Raw genomic sequence first — 22627 nt, forward strand, 5'->3', positions numbered from 1 at the left:
TTCATTGATTTCATTGATTTCATTGATTTCATTGATTTCATTGATTTCATTGATTTCATTGATTTCATTGATTTCATTGATTTCATTGATTTCATTGATTTCATTGATTTCATTGATTTCATTGATTTCATTGATTTTGAACCTATTCCCATTCCACTTAGGTTTCAATTCTTTTATCAAACTATCTTCCAAACCAGCAGCTAGATTAAGCTTAAACCCTCCATATTTCATTAATCCAACATCTTCAAATAACCAAATTTCAATGACCTTGCCCATGCTAATCAATCTAGTTAATTCAAAATTATTTCGAATATTTGTAGTTTGGGTACGACCTGGCTTTAGATAACCTTTAAACCTATTATCTAAATTTTGTGTAGTTTTACCAATATAGAGCAATTCATTATTCTCTATAAACGCATACAGTATATTTTCTACACCAGATGAATAATTTAACTTATAAATTAATTCCTTACTGCTCCCAATATTCCAGAACCCCACATTTTTAAAACCAACATCAATAAGTTTTTGCCTAATATTCATACAACCCTTTTGATTTTATATTGTTTATTTACAATAGATTACCACGAAATAATATTTGTTTTTTTGATTAAAACATAAGCACTTTTTAAATTATATATTCATTTCCTAATAAAAAAACCCGCCTTGCGGCGGGTCTTTTTTAAATCAATTCAATCTATTATAGACGAACCAACTCAACAATTTTCTCAGCAACTTCTTCAGCAGTCTCGAATGCATAAGTCACATCAGTACCTTCAGCACTATCTGTAATCACAACCACACCTGTTTCACGTACAAGTGCAACTTGCTCTACAGTTAAACCAGCTTTCGCAATCGCAACTACACCTTGCTGAATCAACAAGCTTTCTAGTGCTTGTACATTTTCAAGTGCAGCTTTCGATACTGTGACCGCAGCAGGTTTTTGACCTAAACGTGCAGCACGCGCTTCAGCAGTTACAGGCTCGTTGTGTGCAGTCCATTCCACTGCAGACTCAACCATACCCGCACCAACAGTTACGTTGTTTAAACGATCAATGAAGATAAATGAACCTGTGTAACGGCTGTCTTGATAGCGGTCAAATACCACTGGCGCATCAAACTCAATCGTTACATCTGCAATCGCATTCAGTTCAAGCTGTTCAACTTCCGTTTTTTCCAATGTGTTTACATTGGTACGGTAGTTAATTTTCGCAACTTTGGCAGGAATAGTTTGTGTACCAAACTTCACGTTATACAGTTTGCCAACCACTAAAGGCGCCTCTGTCATCCATACCACAGAGGCACGTGCAGAACGTGAAATTAATGGCTGTTCGCCTGCTTTAACCAACACGTTACCGCGTGAAATATCAATTTCATCATTTAACGTAAGTGTTACCGCTTGACCTGCAACAGCATTGTCTAAGTTACCGTCAAAAGTCACGATTTCTTTAACAGTCGAAGACTTACCAGATGGTAATGCAGTAATGGTATCGCTAACTTTTACTTCACCAAGTGCAATCGTACCGCAGAAGCCACGGAAGTCGAGGTTCGGACGGTTGACATATTGAACAGGGAAACGGAATTCGTGCTTGCTCGTATCATGCGAAATTTCAACAGTTTCCAAAGTCTCCATTAAAGTCTGACCTTGGTACCACGGCGTATTTGGCGATTTGTTTACAACGTTATCACCATTCAACGCAGAAATAGGCGTGAAGATAATGTTCGCAGGTTTACGGTCGCCCAATTGGTTTACGAACTCGTTGTACTCTGCTTGAATTTCATTAAAGCGCGCTTCAGAGAATTCAACCAAGTCCATTTTGTTCACTGCAACCACGATATTACGAATACCCAAAAGACTCGCAATAAATGAGTGACGACGAGTTTGCGTTTGAACGCCATAACGCGCATCAATCAAGATGATCGCAAGGTCGGCAGTCGACGCACCAGTTGCCATGTTACGTGTGTACTGCTCATGCCCTGGGGTGTCAGCAATGATGAACTTACGTTTTTCTGTAGAGAAATAACGGTAAGCCACGTCAATGGTAATACCCTGCTCACGTTCCGCTTGCAGACCATCTACAAGTAAAGCCAAGTCAGGCGCATCACCCGTAGTACCGACTTTTTTAGAGTCACGAGTCACGGCTTGCAATTGATCTTCATAAATCAATTTTGAATCGTAAAGTAAACGACCAATTAGAGTCGATTTACCATCATCCACGTTACCGCAAGTGAGGAAACGTAGAAGGTCTTTATTTTCGTGTTGTTTTAAATACGCCAAGATGTCTTGGCTAATTAAATCTGATTGATGAGACATTGCTCAAAGCTCCACATATTCTTTTGAAATCGGTTTCTGAATCTTTTTAATCCCTCTAAATCTCCCTTTAAGAAAGGGAGACTTTGCTCCGTTCTTTCTCGGGAGTTCCCCCTCTTTAGTAAAGAGGGTGAGCAGCACTGCTGCGCAAGGGAGATTATGAGATTCTTAGAAGTAACCTTCCTGCTTTTTCTTTTCCATCGAACCTGCTTCATCATGGTCGATCATACGACCTTGACGTTCAGATGTGGTGGCTAAAAGCATCTCTTGGATAATTTCCGGTAAAGTTGTTGCAGTTGATTCAACCGCACCAGTTAATGGGTAACAACCTAAAGTACGGAAACGCACCGATTTCATTTGTGGCACTTCACCTTCGTTCAAACGCATACGCTCATCATCAACCATGATCAGTGTACCGTTACGCTCAACCACTGGACGTTCAGCAGCCAAGTACAAAGGAACCAATTTAATATTTTCAAGGTAGATGTATTGCCAAATATCCAACTCAGTCCAGTTCGACAATGGGAACACACGAATACTTTCGCCTTTGTTTACTTTACCGTTGTAAAGATTCCAAAGTTCAGGACGTTGGTTTTTAGGGTCCCAACGGTGTTTGGTATCACGGAATGAGTAAACACGTTCTTTGGCACGAGATTTCTCTTCGTCACGGCGCGCACCACCAAAAGCCGCATCAAACTGATATTTATCAAGTGCTTGTTTTAAGCCTTGAGTTTTCATAATGTCAGTATATTTTGAGCTACCGTAATCGAACGGATTCACGCCTGCGTCTTTACCTTCTTTGTTTTGATGCACGATCAAATCAAAGCCATGCTCTTTTGCCATGTTGTCACGGAAAGTAATCATGTCTTTAAATTTCCAACCCGTGTCTACATGCAGTAGTGGGAATGGAAGTTTGGCAGGATAGAATGCTTTTAAAGCAAGATGCAGCATGACCGCTGAATCTTTACCGATTGAATACAGCATGACTGGGTTTTCGAACTCAGCAGCAACTTCACGGATGATATGAATACTCTCAGCTTCAAGCTGTTTAAGATGAGTAAGTCTTTCCTCATTTAATGACATGGACAACACCAGCTTAGAATATGTGTACTTATTACACTTTTAAAGATATATATACATTATAGTGATTAAGCTTTCATAACGATTGCTTGTTTTGTGATATTGATATTCTTATTCGTCATATACAAATTGTCTGATACTGCTTATCAATTTTAATTAATTTAATACGATAGAATTATCAATTTCATTATTATTCTAGTCCGAGATCCGTAATTTTACGCAATTTTTTATCAATTAACTAATCGCTAAATCCTCTAAACAATCGGTATTCAAACTCGCTCAAAGTACCTAAAGTAGCTATATCACTCTCCAATAGTTATTGATATGCCATATAGTCACTATACGCTTGAAACCTTAAAGTCGCTGATTGAAGCCGCAGGTCTTGCTGGCTATATTTATCAGCATTCTTCACACATCCTCGTGCTCCAAGAAGCCCTAAATGATGACGGCAGCCCGCTGAATAACTTTATACAACATGAGCTGAGTGCTGACCAAATTGGCCTTCAGTTCGGCCTACGACTTTTGGACAATAAACTCGAGTTTTTGATTGGGGTGACTCACAGTAACCAAGATCGCGGCTACGAAATTGGCGCTGGCAATTTAAAGGCCGATCAACGTGCATTTAATCTGCTCTATGCTTTTTATAATTTTCCCAAAGCATTTCACTTAATCCATTTCCCGCTCGCAGCCAATAGCACCCAGTTAGAAGAAGAGATCGAAAAACAATTGTTTCAACTTGAAAGCATGGGCTTTTTAGACACTGCGATTAAAACCAATCCGATGGGCGAACAAGTGAAGTGGATGAAAACCTTTATTGTTCAAGCGGCTTTAGATATGAAAGTACGCATTCAAACTTCATTGTTATAAAAAGGGTTAAAGCTTACTAAAAAGCGCTCTATTGAACGCCAGTTCAAATCTTCATATGACATCGAAAGTCACGGCAAAGCCCTCAGCACTGCTGTGACGCTTATAAATTTACATTTCCTAACATTGTTTTCTGTGCCGTTTAACAGGCCATTTCTCTCCCTTGAGCACGACCACTTATATATCTGCAATTAGACTGAAAATTTGATTGATCACAATGACTTAAATCTTAAATGGGTAAAGTAGAAGTGCTATTCATTTTAGATTTAGATAATCCTGATTTAATTGATCAACTATTTTTAAAGAAAAACTTAGTAATAGCTCACATAAAAGCCGACTTTTTGTTAATCTGATCTGTAATTTTTTTACACAATTTCGACAGATAATGTTATTTTATTTACTGAAAAAAATTCGGCCAGAATTATTTTTTTTGATTTTTTATAAGCATAAATATAGAGATAAATATAATGTGGGAATTGTTTACTCACCCGTCTAATATCGTGTTTAGCATCAGTCTCTGCTTAATGTTCTTGTTTGGACTTTTTGAGATTGTGTTAACAATTTTAGGGGGTGGTTCTCAAGGCTTCTTAGATCAATTCCTACCTGAGGATGTTGGTCATAATGCAGAGCTAGGTGTAGATGCCGATGCAGGTATCGTGACACGTGTGCTCGATTGGTTGTATTTGGGTCGTATTCCACTGTTTGTATGGCTCATCATTTTCTTATGTGTCTATAGTTTGTTGGGCTTTGCTATTCAAGCCATCGTTAACCAAATGACCAGTATGATGTTCAGTGCATGGATTATTGCACCAGCCTGTATTTTTCTGTGCATGCCCTTCGTACGTTTTAGCGCAATGCTCATTGCCCGTATTTTACCGCAAGATGAAACAACCGCCATTTATAGTGATGAATTGATCGGTAGAACGGCCACGATCATTTTGGGTGATGCACGACCACAGTCTCCTGCTCAAGCCAAAGTTAAAGATCAACACGGATTGACCCATTATATTTTGGTTGAACCTGAACAAGATGAAATTTTCAGCCAAGGTCAATCAGTGGTTTTAACCCAAAAAACAAATGTAGGCTTTCAAGCCACCATGCTCTAAATTTTGAATGAATTGATGCTCGATCAGTTCTTCAAACAACATATAAATACATTTAACGCGTCATACGTTCAGCAAATCTCGAAGTCATGATGAGTCAACAAAATACTGATTTTTAAACCAAACTTGTTAGCACTTTAGAGGGTTAACTTGAACTACAACAAAAGAGATAAACGTCCATGTTAGACATTATTCCAAGCGGTATCCTTGTTTCAGTCGGGATAATTTTTGCCGCACTTATTTTTATTGGTTTTATTATTGCTCGACTTTATCGTCGCTCAAGTAAAGAAATTTCATTTGTGCGTACAGGCTTCGGCGGTGAAAAAGTGATTTTAGGTGGCGGTGCTATTGTGCTTCCGGTGCTGCATGAAATTATCCCTGTCAATATGAACACCCTACGTCTTGAAGTTCGCCGTGCAGATGACCAAGCGCTGATTACACGTGACCGTATGCGTGTCGACGTGATGGCGGAGTTCTATGTCCGTGTGAAACCAACCGCAGATTCGATTGCTACAGCAGCACAAACGTTAGGTCAAAAGACCATGTCACCAAATGAGCTTAAAAATTTGGTCGAAGGTAAATTCGTTGACTCTCTACGTGCAGTTGCCGCAGAAATGGCGATGGAAGAATTGCATGAAAAACGTGTCGACTTCGTTCAAAAAGTTCAGCAAGTGGTGTCTGAAGATTTACATAAAAACGGTTTGGAACTTGAAACCGTTTCATTAACTGGCTTAGACCAAACAGGCTTTAAATACTTTAACCCACAAAATGCGTTCGATGCTGAAGGTTTAACTAAACTGACAGAAACCATTGAAGACCGTCGTCGTAAACGTAATGCGATTGAACAAGATGCAGATCTTGCGATTAAGACCAAGAACTTAGAAGCAGAACAAGCACGTCTACAAATTTTGCGTGAAGAAGAATATGCAAAACTGCAACAAGAACGTGAAATTTCAGTTCGTCGTGCAGAACAGCTTGCAGAAATTGCATCACAAGAAGCTTCGAAAAAACGTGAAGCCGAAGAAGCGCGTATTGCTGCTGAACGTGAAGTTGACTTAAAGCGTATTACTGCTGCACGTGACGTTGAAAATCAAAATATTCAAAAGTCACAAATTATTCAGCAAGCCCAAGTGGAACAAAAGAAAACCATTGAGTTGGCTGAGCAAGACCGTGCCATTGCTATTGCAGAAAAATCTCGTGCTGAATCTGAAGCTAAAGCGCATGCCGATCAAGCCCGTGCTCAAGCGGTAAAAGCCGAAGAAGAAGTCATTACCGTTCGTCAAATCCAACAAGCTGAACGTCAAAAAGCTGTTGAATTGGTCTCTGCGAAAGAAAAAGCGGAGAAAGATGCGATTGCCATTACTGTCGCGGCTGAAGCGGGTAAACAAGCAGCCGCAGATGATGCAGAAGCGATTCGTATTGCAGCTGAAGCCGAAGCTGAAAAAGTTCGCTTAAAAGCCAAAGGTGAAGCTGACGCAAAAGTTCTCTTGGCTCAAGCGATGGAAAAACAATACCAAGTTGATGCTGAAGGTACACGTGCAGTGAACGAAGCAAACAACGTATTGTCATCTGAACAGGTTGAAATGCAAATTCGTTTAGCGATGCTGAAATACTTACCAGAAATCATTCGCGAAAGTGTTAAACCAATGGAAAACATTGATGACATTAAGATTTTGCAAGTAAATGGTCTAAATGGTGGTCATGCAGGTTCTTGCCAAGGTGATGCTCACCACGAAGGCAGCGGCAATGTTGCCTTATCAGACCAAGTGGTGAATAGTGCCTTACGCTACCGCAGCCAGGCCCCACTAATTGATAGCTTGATGAGTGAACTTGGTATCCAAGGTGGCGATATTAACGGTTTAACTCAGAGCTTAAAAACCAGCAAAAACTAAGTTTTTGATTGAGATAGGGCTCCATCAAATCTCTTTATTCAGAAGTGATTGCTTGAGCAACACATTCTAAATGAATTAAAAAAGCAGTGTCCGCACTGCTTTTTTATGGCTTAGATACTTGTACTTATGGGCATACAATCTCCCAAAGAAATGAACAACATTTTCTGTCTTATCAGAGCGCTTTTAATGGTTTCTGACATTTATATTTCGCATCACAGCCTGATGTTAAATCAATGAACAAATGGCGTATTTCATAAAAATACTCATTTAGAAGCTATAGAGCAAACAGCATAAAATTATGAAATAAAATATTTAAAATCAATTAATTGATATATCCTTCTCATCTTACAGAATAAGATATTTACTTCTATATATTCAGCTCGATAACATTTTGTTCTATCTATTGTTTTTATAAAACTTGGAAATTGCTTATTAAATTGAAAATAGGGCCTAACAAGGTTTTTGCACTTCAAACCATCAACTAAAAAATAATAGCTGACTATAGATGTATATGCTCATGTAGATTTTCTTAAAAAAATTTCATCACTGAGATAGCAAATTTCACCAATTTTAAAGCTCCCCCTTCTCATATTCCTGATCTACCATCCTTTGTATAAGGCTTGAGAAAATTACAAATAAAATAATTTCTATTGAAAATATTAGGCTTCATCCAAGTAAAAAAGCTCTTTGATGATAAAGATCCATTAAAAATCTCAATTAAATTAGTTATTTTCCCTAAAATCAATATACTGCACGCTATACGAAATTATTTTTAAAAATCATAAACCTATGACCATCCCCGCAATCATCACATATTCGGATTATTATGTGTTCTTTACATTTCATAGTTATTGAACAACCAATATTCCATCCGTTTATGCAGCGTCACTGCACCCCAAAGCAGAACACATAGCCATGCCCTTATGGCTTTTGCATAGCGGCTGAAATACGCTTTTTTTTGCGTAAAAAAAAAAGAGAATCCGAAGATTCTCTTTTGATGTTTAAGTATGGCGATTAAACCAAACCTTTTCCTTTCAGCACTTCGTACATGGTCGAACCTAATTCAGCAGGACTACGGGTATAAGCCATACCCGCTTTTTCAAAGGCAGCGAATTTCTCTTCAGCTGTGCCTTTACCGCCCGAAATGATTGCCCCTGCATGCCCCATACGTTTACCTTTAGGTGCAGTTACACCCGCGATATAACCAACAACAGGCTTTGTAACATTCGACTGGATATATTCAGCTGCTTCTTCTTCTGCTGTACCACCAATCTCACCAATCATGATGATCGCTTCAGTTTGCGGGTCGTCTTGGAACAGCTTTAAGCAATCAATTTGGTTCATACCCGGAATAGGGTCACCACCGATCCCAATACAGGTAGACTGACCTAGTCCCAGCTTGGTGGTTTGCGCTACAGCTTCATAGGTTAACGTCCCTGAACGCGAGATAATGCCGATTTTACCTGGTTGATGAATATGCCCCGGCATAATACCGATCTTACATTCACCTGGGGTAATAATCCCTGGACAGTTTGGCCCAATTAAGCGTGCGTTATTGCCATAGGTTTCTAGGTAACGTTTAGCTTTTAGCATATCGAGTGTCGGCACACCTTCAGTGATCACCACAATCAGCTCAACACCTGAATCAATCGATTCAATAATTGAATCTAGGACAAATGGTGCCGGTACATAAATCGAGGTTGCCGTTGCACCCGTTTCACGTACCGCTTCTTTCATGGTATTGAATACGGGCAGATTCAAATGTTGTGTACCGCCTTTACCCGGAGTCACCCCACCAACCACTTTTGTGCCGTAAGCAATAGATTGTTCTGAATGAAATGTGCCGTTTTTACCGGTAAAACCTTGTACCAATACTTTGGTGTCTTTATTAACTAATACGCTCATGATCTCTACTCCCTTAGCCTTTTACCGCAGCAACGATTTTTTCTGCAGCATCGGCCAAGCCATTTGCAGAAATCAATTTCAAACCTGATTCATCAAGTAATTTTGCACCCAACTCTGCATTGTTCCCTTCTAAACGAACAACCACAGGTACAGTCACATTTACTTCTTGAACCGCTGCAATAATTGCTTCAGCAATCATGTCACAACGTACAATCCCACCAAAAATGTTGATTAATACACCTTGTACAGAACTATCGGCCAAAATGATTTTAAAGGCTTCAATTACGCGTTCTTTGGTCGCGCCGCCTCCTACATCTAGGAAGTTTGCAGGTTGACCACCATAGAGTTTAATGATGTCCATGGTTGCCATCGCTAGGCCAGCACCATTGACCATACAACCAATATTGCCTTCTAAGGCAACATAGTTCAAATCAAATTCTGATGCTTTCAGCTCACGCTCATTTTCTTGCGATTTATCACGTAACGCTGCGATTTCAGGTAAACGGTATAAGGCATTTGAATCGATGCCAATTTTTGCATCCACACATAAAATCTCGCCATTTTCACGTACAGATAACGGGTTAATTTCAAATAAAGCAAAATCATTTTCAATGAATGCTTGATAGGCAGCAGACATGATTTTGACAAATTGATTCACTTGACCATCTTTTAGGTTTAAAGCAAATGCCACTTCACGTGCTTGGAATGGTAACAATCCAACTAAAGGATCAACTTCAACTTTAATAATTTTTTCTGGGGTTTCTTCTGCAACTTTCTCAATTTCCACACCACCTTCAGTCGATGCCATAAAGGTCACACGGCGGCTAGAACGGTCAACCACAGCACCTAGGTACAATTCACGCTCTACAGGATAGACATCTTCAGACACCAAAATACCACTGACTGGCTGACCTAATGCATCTGTTTGATAAGTAACTAAGCGTGAACCGACCATTTGGTTCACATAATCAGTGGCTTCTTGCGCAGATTTTACCACTTTCACGCCGCCTGCTTTACCGCGGCCCCCAGCATGGACTTGCGCTTTCAACACTGCAAATTTACCGCCCAGCTGCTCAAAAGCTTTGACTGCTTCTTCTGCAGTGGTTACAAATACGCCTTCTTGCACCGGCATACCATATTTTTTTAATAACGCTTTAGCTTGATATTCGTGTAGATTCATTGAACAACCTTTTACTGTTTTTTCGCTTTGTTATGACCCATTAAAGCCCAGACATCCGTCAAAGCAGCTTTAACCATTTTTAAAATCTTAAAATATTTCTTATCTTTATTTTTAGATGATTATTCAAATTAAAACAACCATCTGAAACAAAAAAGAGCGGCCTAAGCCGCTCTTTTTACATCTTATTTACGTTTACGCTGAATCGCGTGAATCGCACGTCCATCGACTGCAAGTGCCGCCTCATGAACGACTTCAGAGAATGTCGGGTGACCAAAAGTCATTAACTGCAGGTCTTCAACACTTGATACAAACTCAAGTGCAATCATACCTTGGTGTACGATATCAGACGCTGCAGGTCCAATCACGTGCATACCAAGTAGACGATCTGTTTTCGCATCAGCAACAAACTTAACAAAGCCTGCGTTTTCACCAGCAGCCATTGCACGACCATTCGCAGCAAAGCCAAATTGACCAGTCTTCACTTCATGGCCTTTTTCTTTCGCTTGCTCTTCTGTTAAACCAACCCACGCCGCTTCTGGGTGTGTGTAGATGACAGAGATGATTGTGTCGTAGTTCACTTGAGCTGCGTGACCGTGCATACGTTCAACAGCCATTACGCCTTCTTCCATTGCTTTATGTGCAAGCATTGGACCACGTACCAAGTCACCAATTGCGTATACGCCTTCAACCGAAGTTGCACACCAATCGTTTACTTCAACTAGACCGCGTTCAGTAAGTTTAATGCCTGAATCTTCAGCCAATAAACCTTCTGCATATGCTTTACGGCCAACACAAACGATCAACTTATCGAAAGTTTGAGTTTTGTCTTCGCCACCTTGCGTGTACTTAACCGTAACTTCACGGCCATTCACTTCTGTACCAGCAACTTTAGCGCCAACACGGATATCAAGACCTTGTTTAGTCAATACTTTTTGGTAGTCTTTTGCCAAAGCTTTATCAGCCATTGGTAAGAATGCGTCCATTGCTTCAAATACAACAACTTCAGCACCTAGACGACGCCAAACAGAACCAAGCTCTAGACCAATGACACCCGCGCCAATTACGCCAAGACGTTTAGGCACTTCTGGGAACTCAAGCGCGCCAGTAGAGTCAACAATAATGTCTTGATCTACAGGAGCAACTGGAATATTTACTGGCACAGAACCCGATGCAAGGATTACATATTTAGGTTCTAAAATTTGAGTTTCACCTTCGTGAGATACAAACTCAACTTTCTTACCTGCAAGTAATTTACCTGTACCTTTTAACCATTCGATACCGTTGCCTTTAAGTAGGCCATCGATACCCATTGTTAACTGGTTAACAATTTTGTCTTTACGATCAAGCAATTTTGCAAGATCAAATTTCACTTCACCTGTTGTAATACCGTGGTCATCTAAGTGATGAACGGTATCTTCATAACGGTGAGATGAATCAAGTAATGCTTTAGATGGGATACAACCCACGTTTAAGCAAGTACCACCTAAAGATGGTTTACCTTTATGAATACGTTTTTCAATACAAGCTACTTTAAAGCCTAATTGAGCAGCGCGGATAGCAGCTTCATAACCACCAGGACCGCCACCAATAACAACTAAATCAAATTGAGACATGTGTATCTCCAAAAATGGGCTTAAGAGGATCGCTCTAAGCCCATTGCATTATTCTGAAGTATTAAAGATCAAGGATTAGCTTAGCTGGTTCTTCTAACAATTCTTTGATTGTTACAAGGAAGCCTACTGCTTCTTTACCATCGATTAGACGGTGGTCATAAGAAAGCGCTAAGTACATCATTGGCAAGATTTCAACTTGACCATTTACAGCCATAGGACGTTCTTGGATTTTATGCATACCCAAAATCGCTGTTTGTGGCGTATTTAAGATCGGTGTAGAAAGCAATGAACCGAAAGTACCACCATTAGTAATAGTGAATGTACCGCCAGTCATATCTTCGATACCCAATTTACCATCACGCGCTTTACCAGCGTAAGCACGGATACCGTTTTCAACTTCAGCATAGTTCATGCGGTCAGTATCACGAAGAACTGGAACCACTAGACCACGGTCACTTGATACAGCAACACCGATGTCGTAGAAACCGTGGTAAACGATGTCATTGCCATCAATCGAAGCGTTTACAGCTGGGTAGCGTTTAAGTGCTTCAGTTGCCGCTTTAACGAAGAATGACATGAAGCCAAGACGTGCACCATGACGCTTTTCAAAAGCATCTTTGTATTGCGCACGCATTTCCATGATTGGTTTCATGTTTACTTCGTTGAACGTAGTCAACATTGCTGTTTCTTGAGTTGCAGCAAGTAGACGTTCAGCAACACGCTTACGAAGACGAGTCATAGGAACACGTTTTTCGATACGTTCACCAACAGCAACGCTTAATGGCGCAGCAGCAGGAGCAGCTGGTTTAGCTTGGTGGTTAGCAACATCTTCTTTAGTGATGCGACCGCCACGGCCAGTGCCAGCAACGTCAGCAGCAGCAATACCAGACTCAGTCAATGCTTTTCGCACTGCAGGAGCTTGATCAGCAACAGGTTGAGCACGTTCAACAACAGGAGCAGCACCCGCTTGAGTTTGCGCAGCAGCTTGTTCTACTTTCTCTTCTGATTGAACAGCTTGAGTTTGAGCAGCGCCAGAAGCAGCACCTTCTTCAAAAGTCGCGATCACTTCAGCAGAAAGAACTGTATCGCCTTCGTTTTTAACGATTGCAGTAATAGTACCGTCAGCAGGAGCTACAACTTCTAAAACAACTTTATCTGTTTCAATATCACAAATCACTTCGTCACGTGATACTGCTTCACCTGGTTGTTTGTGCCAAGTTGCAACTGTACCGTCAGCAACTGACTCTGGGAATACCGGTGCTTTAATTTCGGTTGCCATTATTAAGAATCTCCTGTTATTCAGCTACGATAGCTAAAGCATCATTTACGAGCTGAGCTTGTTGTTTTGCGTGCAAATATGGTGAACCACAAGCCGGTGCAGCAGAAGCTTCACGACCTGCATAACTAATACGAACTTGTTTGCCCGCTTTCATCACGTCGTCATACAGACGAGGAGCGATGAATAACCATGCACCTTGGTTCTTCGGTTCTTCTTGAGCCCAAACCAATTCTTTAACGTTTGGATATTGTGCAAGAACTTCAGCAAGACGTGCTTCTGGGTACGGATACAATTGTTCAATACGAACGATTGCTGTGTTGTTCAATTCTTTTTCACGACGTTTTTCAAGTAAGTCGTAGTAAACCTTACCACCACAAAGCACTAGACGAGTTACGTCTGACTTGTTGATATTGTCGATTTCATCGATCACAGTTTGGAATGAACCATTTGCAAGTTCTTCTAATGTAGACGTTGCAAGTTTGTGACGAAGAAGAGACTTCGGTGAAGTCACGATCATTGGTTTACGGATTGGACGAAGTGCTTGACGACGCATCGCATGGTAAATCTGCGCTGGTGTAGTCGGTGTGATCACTTGCATGTTTTCTTCAGCACATAGCTGTAAGAAACGCTCTAAACGAGCTGATGAATGCTCAGGACCTTGACCTTCAAAGCCATGTGGAAGAAGCATAGTCAGACCGCATACACGTTCCCACTTCGTTTCGCCAGACGCGATGAACTGATCGATTACAACCTGCGCACAGTTTGCGAAGTCACCAAATTGCGCTTCCCAAATGATAAGGCTCTTTGGAAGTGTCGTTGCATAACCATATTCGAATGCAAGAACCGCCATTTCTGACAATAATGAGTCATAAATTGCAGTACGCGGTTGGTTTTCTTTCAAGTTACATAATGGAATGTAAGTTGAACCATCTACTTGGTTATGAAGTTTTGCATGACGGTGTGAGAATGTACCACGACCAACGTCTTCACCTGTTAAACGAACAAGGAAACCTTCATCTAGAAGAGACGCGTAAGCTAATGTTTCAGCAGCACCCCAGTTCAATGGCATTTCACCAGTCTGCATTTTCAGACGGTCATCAATCACTTTAGCAACCTGACGTTGCATCACGAAGCCTTCTGGAAGCTCGCGCATTTTCGCACCAAGCTCTTTTAGACGTTCGATTGGGAAAGTGGTATCCCATTTGTCTGTGTATTCGTGGCCTAGGTAAGGTTTCCAGTCCACAAACATTTTTGTATTTGGCTCAAGTACCAACGCATTTGCAACGTGTTTACCTGCTTCAAGGTCAGAACGATACTGTTCAACCATTGCATCAGCAGAAGCACGATCAAGAACACCTTCTTGTACAAGCTTGTCAGCATAAAGCGTACGTGTAGTCGCTTTTTTATTGATGATTTGATACATCATTGGCTGAGTTGCAGCTGGCTCGTCGGCTTCGTTATGACCACGACGACGGTAGCAGAACATATCGATTACAACGTCTTTACGGAATGTATGACGGAAATCGTGTGCCAATTGAGAAACAAATAATACAGATTCAGGATCATCACCGTTCACATGGAAGATCGGTGCTTGGATCATTTTCGCGATGTCAGTACAGTATTCTGTAGAACGCGCATCACGTGGGTCAGACGTTGTGAAACCAACTTGGTTGTTCACGACGATATGAACTGTACCACCCACGGTATAACCGCGAGTTTGTGACATTTGGAAAGTTTCTTGGTTTACACCTTGACCTGCAAATGCAGCATCACCGTGAACGATGATTGGTAATACATCATCACCACCAATATCTTTACGACGTACTTGACGTGCGCGTACAGAACCTTCTACTACAGGTCCAACGATTTCTAAGTGTGATGGGTTAAACGCTAATGCCAAGTGAACTTCGCCACCCGGAGTCATTACGTTTGAAGAGAAACCTTGGTGGTATTTAACGTCACCAGAGCCTTTTTTATGCAGAGATTTACCTTCGAACTCACCAAATAGATCAGCTGGGTTTTTACCCATGATGTTTACAAGAAGGTTTAAACGGCCACGGTGAGGCATACCGATAACCACTTCTTTACAGCCTACTGAACCTGCGCGTTGAATAAGTTCATTCACCATAGGAATGAAAGATTCACCACCCTCAACACCGAAACGTTTCGCACCAACGAATTTGTTACCAAGATATTTTTCTAGGCCTTCAGCTGCAGTTAGACGTTCAAGGATGTGTTTTTTCTGGTCTGCAGTGTAGCCAAATTGACCACGAGTACCTTCAAGGCGTTGTTGAATCCAACGTTTTTCTTTTGTATCAACAATGTGCATGTATTCAACACCAATTGAAGCAGTATAAGTTGCTTCCATTGCTTGAACCATTTCACCAAGTGTTGCTTCAGACTTACCGATTGCAAGGTTACCTGTATTAAACACAGTATCTAAGTCAGACTGAGTTAGACCGTGCGCAGCAAGATCTAGATCAGGCACGATTTCACGTTTTGCAAGACCAAGTGGATCTAATTTTGCGTTTTGATGACCACGGTTACGGTATGCAGCGATCAACTGTAATACACCGATTTGACGGCGTTCATGCTCAGAACTTACTGCACTTTGCACTACTGGCTGAACACGGCTTGAATTACGGCCTAATAATAGGAATTGCTCACGTACATTGCTGTGTGGTTGATCACCTTTCGGGAATTTATCGAAGTATTCACGCCAATCAGCCTCTACTGAGTCTGGAGCCGTTAGATACTGCTCATAAAGTTCTTCAATATACGCTGCACTGTCAGCGCTAAGTTCAGTGTCAAGACGCAGTGCGTCAGCAACTTCTTGCATTTGTGGACCCATTTCCTATTGCAAAACATTTCAGGATGCTTTTTAAGCGAACCCATGATTAGTAATGTCAAATTGGTAATATGACATTAGTCCCCATTAGGCTTAAGCCTTGAGGCGTTATCACTACATTAGGATTACCCAATGTGATTAATGAACAATAACGCCCTCAGCGGCATCATTACTCATTGAGAAATACCCGACATAAATCGGGCAATTTTTGCAAATCGTCTTAGAAAAAATAAAATTTGCACCATTATCTTTTCTAAAGCGACTTTATTAACATTTATATACCGTCTACAGCGCTTAAATTGTAGAAAAAATGTACCTAATTCAAAGTCATTTTTTACATATAGTGATGCTTTAAATGCTAACACGTTCGAGCATTTTCAATTGATTTTTTTGACACATACCTCTCATAAATTAGCGAAATACACTGTTTGTATTTTCATCTATGATATGGTGCTACATATAAAATGATCTTTCAATTAAGACAAAAGTCTACGTTCGATTTTTCCCTCATCTCATATACAAAAACAAAAGAGAGCTGACATTCCTATCCTCTCTCTTTTTACTACGTTACATAATAACATCTTCTAATCCTTTTGACAGACTTGTACGAGCGTTTCATCAATAAATAACCATTTATCTATCGCTTTATACCTTTAATTCACTACGTTTCTATTAAATCCATTTAAAGCAGTCAGCAATGACAGTGAATAACTTTCACTATCATCACTTTTATATATGACAAAAAAAAGCGCACCCAATGGTGCGCTTCTTTTTACTGCTAAATCTATTAACCTAGATCTAAAAGCATATTACGGATGTGACCGATTGCTTTAGTTGGGTTAAGACCCTTAGGACATACAGATACACAGTTCATGATACCTTTACAACGGAACAATGAGAATGGGTCGTCAAGACGAGCCAAACGCTCTTGAGTTGCTGTATCACGAGAGTCAATGATGAAGCGATATGCGTTCAACAATGCTGATGGACCCAAGAACTTGTCTGGGTTCCACCAGAATGATGGGCATGAAGTTGAACAACATGCACAAAGAATACATTCGTACAAACCATCTAAGTGTTCACGCTCTTCAGGAGACTGCAAACGCTCTTTAGGAGGCGCAGGCTGATTGTTGATTAGGAACGGATGGATTTTATTGTACTGATCGTAGAACTGATTCATATCTACAACCAAGTCTTTAATTACTGGAAGACCTGGAAGTGGACGAATTGTAATCACTTCTGGTAAGTCGTTTAGGTTCCAAAGACACGCTAAACCATTTTTACCATTGATGTTTACACCATCAGAACCACAAATACCTTCACGACATGAACGACGGAATGTTAATGATTCGTCTTGTACTTTTAATGCTAGAAGCGCATCAAGCAACATACGGTGCTTGTCAGTCAACTCTAGTTTAAAAGTTTGCATGTACGGAGCTGCATCCTTATCAGGATCGTAGCGGTAGATATTAAATGTACGAGTACCTCTACTCATCTTACTTCTCCCAATTAGAATGTACGTGGTTTAGGTGGAATAGCATCTACAGATAAAGGCTTGTAACGTACTGGTTTGTACTCAAGACGGTTATCTACAGAGAACCATAAAGTGTGTTTCATCCACTCATCATCACGACGGCCGTATGGGTAGTCAGCATGATCAGGTGGTAATTCGAAATCTACCACTGTATGCGCACCACGACATTCTTTACGTGCAGCTGCAGAAATCAGTGTCGCTTTTGCAACTTCATACAAGTTTTCAACTTCTAGAGCTTCAACACGTGCTGTGTTAAATACTTTAGATTTGTCTTTCAAGTGAATGTTGCGTACACGTGGTTCGATCGCAAGAATCTGTTTCACGCCTTCTTCAAGAAGTGCAGATGTACGGAATACACCAGCGTGGTCTTGAACGATGTCACGGATTGCATCTGCAACTTCTTGAGCATTTTCACCAGAAGTAGATTCATCAAGATGACGAACACGATTCAAAGTGTTTTCAAGAACAGTTGTAGGTAATGGAGCGTATTCATCACCGTGGTGTTTAGTTACGTAGTCAACAATATGTTCACCAGCAGCTTTACCAAATACAACCAAGTCAAGCAATGAGTTTGTACCTAGACGGTTTGCACCGTGTACAGATACACATGAACATTCACCGATTGCATAGAAACCTTTCACTGGTTTAGTGAAATCACGGTCACCCGCATTGTGTGAGTACACACCAGTTTCTTTATTGTAGTTCGCAACCAAAGCTTCAGTTTCACGAGATACAGGAACAACCACTTGACCATGAATATTTGTAGGAATACCACCCATTTGGTAATGGATTGTAGGTACTACAGGAATTGGCTCTTTAGTGATGTCAACGTTCGCGAATTTCTTACCAATCTCAAATACAGATGGAAGACGTTTCATGATTGTTTCAGCACCAAGATGCGTCATATCAAGCAAGATGTAGTCTTTCTTAGGACCACAGCCACGACCTTCTTTAATTTCTTGGTCCATAGAGCGTGATACGAAGTCACGAGGTGCCAAGTCTTTAAGTGTCGGAGCATAACGTTCCATGAACGGCTCACCAGCATCGTTACGAAGGATCGCACCTTCACCACGACAACCTTCTGTCAACAATACGCCTGCGCCCGCAACACCTGTTGGGTGGAATTGCCAGAATTCCATATCTTGTAATGGAATACCTGCACGAGCTGCCATACCAAGACCGTCACCAGTGTTGATATAAGCGTTAGTAGATGCACGGTAAACTCGACCAGCACCACCAGTAGCAAACAATGTAGCTTTACCTTGGAATACTGCAATTTTACCCGTTTCTTGGTCAATTGCTGTCACACCAAGTACATCGCCTGCTTCGTTACGGATCAAATCAAGTGCGATCCATTCTACGAAGAATTGAGTACCCATTTTCACGTTGCTTTGATAAAGCGTGTGAAGAAGTGCGTGACCTGTACGGTCGGCAGCAGCACATGCACGTGGAACTGGTTTTTCACCATAGTTCGCAGCATGACCACCAAACGGACGTTGGTAAATTGTACCGTCAGCGTTACGGTCAAATGGCATACCTAGGTGTTCAAGCTCATATACAACTTGAGGCGCTTCACGAGTCATAAACTCAATTGCGTCTTGGTCACCTAACCAGTCAGAACCTTTAACTGTGTCGTAGAAGTGGTAGTGCCAGTTATCTTCTTGCATGTTACCAAGAGATGCACCAATACCACCCTGCGCTGCAACAGTGTGTGAACGAGTTGGGAATACTTTAGTCAGTACAGCAACTTTCAAACCAGCTTGAGCAAGTTGGTAAGAAGCACGCATACCTGAACCACCACCACCAACGATGACTGCATCGAAAGTTTGGTGTGGAATATTTGTGTAATCTTCTTTAGGGGTTATAGCGCCCATGATATCTTCCTATCAATTTGCCCAAAAAATCTGGATCGCCCAGATCGCGTATGCAAATACTGCAACAATCACTGCAGAAGTCAGCACTAAACGCAGACCGTTTGCTGAAGGACCCATTTGACGAGTAGTCACATAGTCAGTGAATACTTGCCACATACCAATCCAAGCATGCGCAACAAGAGATAAGACAGACAATAAAGATAAAATCTTCATTGGTGTTGTCATCATAAAGCCATACCATTGCTCAAAAGTGAATCCGCTATTGCAAAGGATCCAGCCCAGTACAACAATAGTATAAACAGCCAATACAACGGCACTTACACGTTGGATAAACCAATCGCGTGAACCTGATCCTGTTAAACCTGTAGCACTTTTCATTAGAGAACAATCCATACAAATGCTGCAACAATACCGATTGCAGACAAGATCAATGAAATAGTAGCTGCGATACGACCACTTTGAAGTTCTTCAGCAACGCCAAGATCTGCAAATAGATGCTTGATACCACCGATAAGGTGATAAATTAAGCCGGCTACAAATACCCATACGACAAAACGCACAATAAAGCTGTCAAACACAGCCTGAACTTGCGCAAAACCTTCAGGTGAAGATAGAGATTTGTCTAAAATCCAAAGAAGGACCGGTACGAGTAAAAATACGATAACACCTGATAGACGGTGTAAAATTGATGCAATAGCCACAGGGGATTTTAAGTTTACTTCTAAAACTTGACCCATGGACAAATTGACAGGTCTGTTGCTTTTCACAGCGGGCATCCTGTAAGTAAAAACTCCATCCGGAGTTTGTTGGAATTAATTCGTAGGAAAGCTAGCATAGTCAGACATTACAATATAATAAACTCTGCAGCTGTCTGATCTTATAAACGACAGGGAATTATAAAACGTGAACTTTCAAAACACAAACGAAGACAATTAGGAATTTTGCAAAATATCCTTAAATAAGAATCATTAACAATAACTTTTCTAAAAACAAATACCTTATTTATCTAAGAAAATCAGACTATCTTGTTGGTTTTAATCAGTTAAATGTAAATTTCATTTATTGTTTTTGTGTGTATATGGTGATTTAAACTTTTAGACTAAAGATGAACAAATCTAAATCTTTCTTTTCCCACTACATTTTAAAATCTTCCAGCACATTCGCCAAGCCTTAATCATAAAAATAAATGTGCATCATTTTCTCAAATGATAAAACTCAAAGATCATGAAACGAAATAAGTACTTAGTCTGTGCATAAAAATCTCAGCAACAGCAAATCCGTTCAATAAAACACCATTATTTCCCATTCCAATGACAAAAATGATCATTTATTAGGCTGTTTAAGGCGTTTAATTAACTATTTTTTAACCAAACGAACTTTTTTTTAAGGGCGATTAAGTCGTTTTAATTATAAATAAGAAAACAGCAATTTAGAGCCACAGATGTGTGTAAGTTACGAAAATTATAATAATTTAATGAAATAGCGGTCTTGTAATTCATATTTGTTTCAGAGTTTTTAAGAATTAAAAATTGCTTACAATTAAGGCAATAGGCTTTTTTTAATCTGCACCTCCCCTGCAATTTGACTTATTATACTGCGTCGGCACTGTGATTTTACTCATTTTTTAAGCGGATGAATTGTGCTTCATTTCAATCAATGATCCTCAATTTATATCCATAAGTATAATTGACAAAATTTCAGTTCCCTCTAATCTTAGAGCAAATTTTTGATCCGTCTGATTCTCGCATTAAAAGATTAGTACTGAGTCAGATAAAACATTCACCAGGACAGGAGATCTATTGAATGTCTGAAGCAACTGGCAAAAAAGCCGTTTTACAGCTTGATGGCAAAGAAATTGACTTACCAATTTACAGTGGCACTCTAGGCCCAGATGTAATTGACGTTAAAGATGTGTTGGCCGCAGGTCACTTTACTTTTGATCCTGGTTTTGTCTCAACGGCTGCTTGTGAATCTAAAATCACTTTCATTGACGGCGGTAAAGGTGTTCTTCTACACCGTGGCTACCCAATCGACCAGCTTGCTACTAAAGCAGACTACTTAGAAACTTGCTACCTTCTTTTGAACGGCGAGCTTCCTACTGCTGAACAAAAACAAGAATTCGATGCTAAAGTTCGTAACCACACTATGGTTCACGATCAAGTTGGCCGTTTCTTCAATGGTTTCCGTCGTGACGCTCACCCTATGGCGATCATGTGTGGTGTTGTTGGTGCGCTTTCTGCGTTCTATCACAACGGTTTCGATGTTGAAAACATTGACCACCGCGAAATCACTGCTATTCGCTTAATCGCTAAAGTTCCTACTTTAGCTGCTTGGACTTACAAATACACAGTAGGCCAACCATTCGTTTACCCACGTAACGACTTAAGCTACGCAGAAAACTTCTTGTACATGATGTTTGCTACTCCTGCAGACCGTGATTACAAAGTTGACCCTATTCTTGCTAAAGCAATGGACCGTATCTTCACGCTTCATGCTGACCACGAACAAAACGCGTCTACTTCTACAGTACGTCTTGCTGGTTCTACTGGCGCTAACCCATACGCATGTATCGCTGCGGGTATCGCGGCTCTATGGGGACCTGCTCATGGCGGCGCGAACGAAGCTGTTCTTAAGATGCTTGATGAAATCGGCACTGTAGAAAACGTTGCTCCGTTCATGGAAAAAGTGAAAACTAAAGAAGTTAAACTTATGGGCTTCGGTCACCGAGTTTACAAAAACTTCGATCCACGTGCGAAAGTAATGAAAGAGACTTGTGACGAAGTGTTAACTGCACTTGGTATCAACGATCCACAACTTGCTTTGGCTATGGAACTTGAACGTATTGCGCTTTCTGACGAATACTTCATCAAACGTAACCTATACCCTAACGTAGACTTCTACTCAGGTATCATCCTTAAAGCGATTGGTATCCCAACAGAAATGTTTACAGTAATCTTCGCTCTTGCACGTACTGTTGGTTGGATCAGCCACTGGTTAGAAATGCACAGCGCACCTTACAAAATCGGTCGTCCTCGTCAGCTTTACACTGGCGAAACTCAACGCGATATCCAAGGTCGTTAATTCGAAAGAATTGTGCGAATCTAAAAACCGTCCCTTTGGGGCGGTTTTTTTATGCAGCTAGATTTA

At 40.6% G+C, this 22627-nt stretch carries 16 protein-coding genes; 4 read left to right on the forward strand and 12 right to left on the reverse strand.

Going from position 1 to position 22627, the window contains the following annotated elements; translation table 11 throughout:
- The 3 genes from FTT94_RS00605 to cysD all read right to left on the reverse strand — a co-directional run.
- The coding region (locus tag FTT94_RS00605) for a GIY-YIG nuclease family protein (RefSeq protein WP_180105380.1) at positions 1-540 on the reverse strand (540 nt) is incomplete at its 3' end.
- A gap of 157 nt (positions 541-697) precedes the next feature.
- A complete protein-coding gene (cysN, locus tag FTT94_RS00610) occupies positions 698-2311 on the reverse strand; it encodes a sulfate adenylyltransferase subunit CysN (protein WP_180170036.1) in 1614 nt (537 codons plus the stop codon).
- 165 nt (positions 2312-2476) lie between these two features.
- Positions 2477-3391 (reverse strand): sulfate adenylyltransferase subunit CysD, encoded by a 915-nt coding sequence (gene cysD / locus FTT94_RS00615; RefSeq protein ID WP_078189893.1) that lies wholly within the window; start codon positions 3389-3391, stop codon positions 2477-2479.
- Positions 3392-3712: 321 nt separating this feature from the next.
- On the opposite strand from cysD, the gene FTT94_RS00620 reads away from it, so the two are divergent.
- From FTT94_RS00620 to FTT94_RS00630, 3 genes are all read left to right on the forward strand, one after another.
- Positions 3713-4255: a hypothetical protein gene (locus FTT94_RS00620; RefSeq protein WP_180049124.1), complete on the forward strand. Its 543-nt coding sequence runs from the start codon at positions 3713-3715 to the stop codon at positions 4253-4255.
- Positions 4256-4719: 464 nt separating this feature from the next.
- Complete coding sequence (locus FTT94_RS00625; protein WP_180007473.1) at positions 4720-5358, forward strand: YqiJ family protein; 639 nt, start codon at positions 4720-4722, stop codon at positions 5356-5358.
- Positions 5359-5534: 176 nt separating this feature from the next.
- Entirely contained in the window at positions 5535-7247 is a 1713-nt protein-coding gene (locus FTT94_RS00630; protein ID WP_180011015.1) for a flotillin family protein, read from the forward strand.
- Positions 7248-8261: 1014 nt separating this feature from the next.
- Here FTT94_RS00630 and sucD read toward each other — a convergent pair.
- From sucD to sdhC, 9 genes are all read right to left on the reverse strand, one after another.
- Complete coding sequence (gene sucD / locus FTT94_RS00635) at positions 8262-9152, reverse strand: succinate--CoA ligase subunit alpha (protein ID WP_168379215.1); 891 nt, start codon at positions 9150-9152, stop codon at positions 8262-8264.
- A gap of 13 nt (positions 9153-9165) precedes the next feature.
- Positions 9166-10332: an ADP-forming succinate--CoA ligase subunit beta gene (gene sucC, locus FTT94_RS00640; RefSeq protein ID WP_168379216.1), complete on the reverse strand. Its 1167-nt coding sequence runs from the start codon at positions 10330-10332 to the stop codon at positions 9166-9168.
- Between the two features lie 182 nt (positions 10333-10514).
- Positions 10515-11945, reverse strand: coding sequence for a dihydrolipoyl dehydrogenase (gene lpdA / locus FTT94_RS00645; protein ID WP_078189903.1), 1431 nt, complete (start codon positions 11943-11945; stop codon positions 10515-10517).
- Between the two features lie 61 nt (positions 11946-12006).
- Entirely contained in the window at positions 12007-13224 is a 1218-nt protein-coding gene (odhB, locus tag FTT94_RS00650) for a 2-oxoglutarate dehydrogenase complex dihydrolipoyllysine-residue succinyltransferase (protein WP_078189904.1), read from the reverse strand.
- A gap of 16 nt (positions 13225-13240) precedes the next feature.
- Positions 13241-16063, reverse strand: a complete 2823-nt coding sequence (locus FTT94_RS00655) for a 2-oxoglutarate dehydrogenase E1 component (RefSeq protein WP_180116863.1) — start codon at positions 16061-16063, stop codon at positions 13241-13243.
- A 796-nt stretch (positions 16064-16859) separates the two neighbouring features.
- Entirely contained in the window at positions 16860-17567 is a 708-nt protein-coding gene (locus FTT94_RS00660) for a succinate dehydrogenase iron-sulfur subunit (RefSeq protein WP_078189905.1), read from the reverse strand.
- A 14-nt stretch (positions 17568-17581) separates the two neighbouring features.
- Positions 17582-19480, reverse strand: a complete 1899-nt coding sequence (gene sdhA / locus FTT94_RS00665; protein ID WP_180170037.1) for a succinate dehydrogenase flavoprotein subunit — start codon at positions 19478-19480, stop codon at positions 17582-17584.
- 12 nt (positions 19481-19492) lie between these two features.
- The gene (gene sdhD, locus FTT94_RS00670; RefSeq protein WP_078189907.1) at positions 19493-19858 is read right to left on the reverse strand and encodes a succinate dehydrogenase, hydrophobic membrane anchor protein; all 366 of its coding nucleotides are present in this window, start codon (positions 19856-19858) and stop codon (positions 19493-19495) included.
- Entirely contained in the window at positions 19858-20256 is a 399-nt protein-coding gene (sdhC, locus tag FTT94_RS00675; RefSeq protein ID WP_078189908.1) for a succinate dehydrogenase, cytochrome b556 subunit, read from the reverse strand. Before sdhC ends, sdhD begins: the two co-directional genes overlap by 1 nt.
- A 1027-nt stretch (positions 20257-21283) precedes the next feature.
- Here sdhC and gltA point away from each other — a divergent pair.
- A complete protein-coding gene (gene gltA, locus FTT94_RS00680; protein WP_078189909.1) occupies positions 21284-22561 on the forward strand; it encodes a citrate synthase in 1278 nt (425 codons plus the stop codon).
- The last annotated feature ends 66 nt before the right edge of the window (positions 22562-22627 follow it).

The organism is Acinetobacter sp. YH12027, from assembly GCF_013420085.1.
GTDB classification, from domain to species: Bacteria; Pseudomonadota; Gammaproteobacteria; order Pseudomonadales; family Moraxellaceae; genus Acinetobacter; species Acinetobacter amyesii.

Excerpts from the sequence above, each read along its gene's own strand:
- FTT94_RS00630 (WP_180011015.1), top strand. The coding sequence starts at position 5,535 with ATGTTAGACATTATTCCAAGCGGTATCCTTGTTTCAGTCGGGATAATT.
- sdhA (WP_180170037.1), bottom strand. The coding sequence starts at position 19,480 with ATGGGCGCTATAACCCCTAAAGAAGATTACACAAATATTCCACACCAA.
- sucD (WP_168379215.1), bottom strand. The coding sequence starts at position 9,152 with ATGAGCGTATTAGTTAATAAAGACACCAAAGTATTGGTACAAGGTTTT.
- sdhC (WP_078189908.1), bottom strand. The coding sequence starts at position 20,256 with ATGCCCGCTGTGAAAAGCAACAGACCTGTCAATTTGTCCATGGGTCAA.
- odhB (WP_078189904.1), bottom strand. The coding sequence starts at position 13,224 with ATGGCAACCGAAATTAAAGCACCGGTATTCCCAGAGTCAGTTGCTGAC.
- FTT94_RS00620 (WP_180049124.1), top strand. The coding sequence starts at position 3,713 with ATGCCATATAGTCACTATACGCTTGAAACCTTAAAGTCGCTGATTGAA.
- FTT94_RS00655 (WP_180116863.1), bottom strand. The coding sequence starts at position 16,063 with ATGCAAGAAGTTGCTGACGCACTGCGTCTTGACACTGAACTTAGCGCT.
- sucC (WP_168379216.1), bottom strand. The coding sequence starts at position 10,332 with ATGAATCTACACGAATATCAAGCTAAAGCGTTATTAAAAAAATATGGT.
- cysN (WP_180170036.1), bottom strand. The coding sequence starts at position 2,311 with ATGTCTCATCAATCAGATTTAATTAGCCAAGACATCTTGGCGTATTTA.
- sdhD (WP_078189907.1), bottom strand. The coding sequence starts at position 19,858 with ATGAAAAGTGCTACAGGTTTAACAGGATCAGGTTCACGCGATTGGTTT.
- lpdA (WP_078189903.1), bottom strand. The coding sequence starts at position 11,945 with ATGTCTCAATTTGATTTAGTTGTTATTGGTGGCGGTCCTGGTGGTTAT.
- cysD (WP_078189893.1), bottom strand. The coding sequence starts at position 3,391 with ATGTCATTAAATGAGGAAAGACTTACTCATCTTAAACAGCTTGAAGCT.
- gltA (WP_078189909.1), top strand. The coding sequence starts at position 21,284 with ATGTCTGAAGCAACTGGCAAAAAAGCCGTTTTACAGCTTGATGGCAAA.
- FTT94_RS00660 (WP_078189905.1), bottom strand. The coding sequence starts at position 17,567 with ATGAGTAGAGGTACTCGTACATTTAATATCTACCGCTACGATCCTGAT.
- FTT94_RS00625 (WP_180007473.1), top strand. The coding sequence starts at position 4,720 with ATGTGGGAATTGTTTACTCACCCGTCTAATATCGTGTTTAGCATCAGT.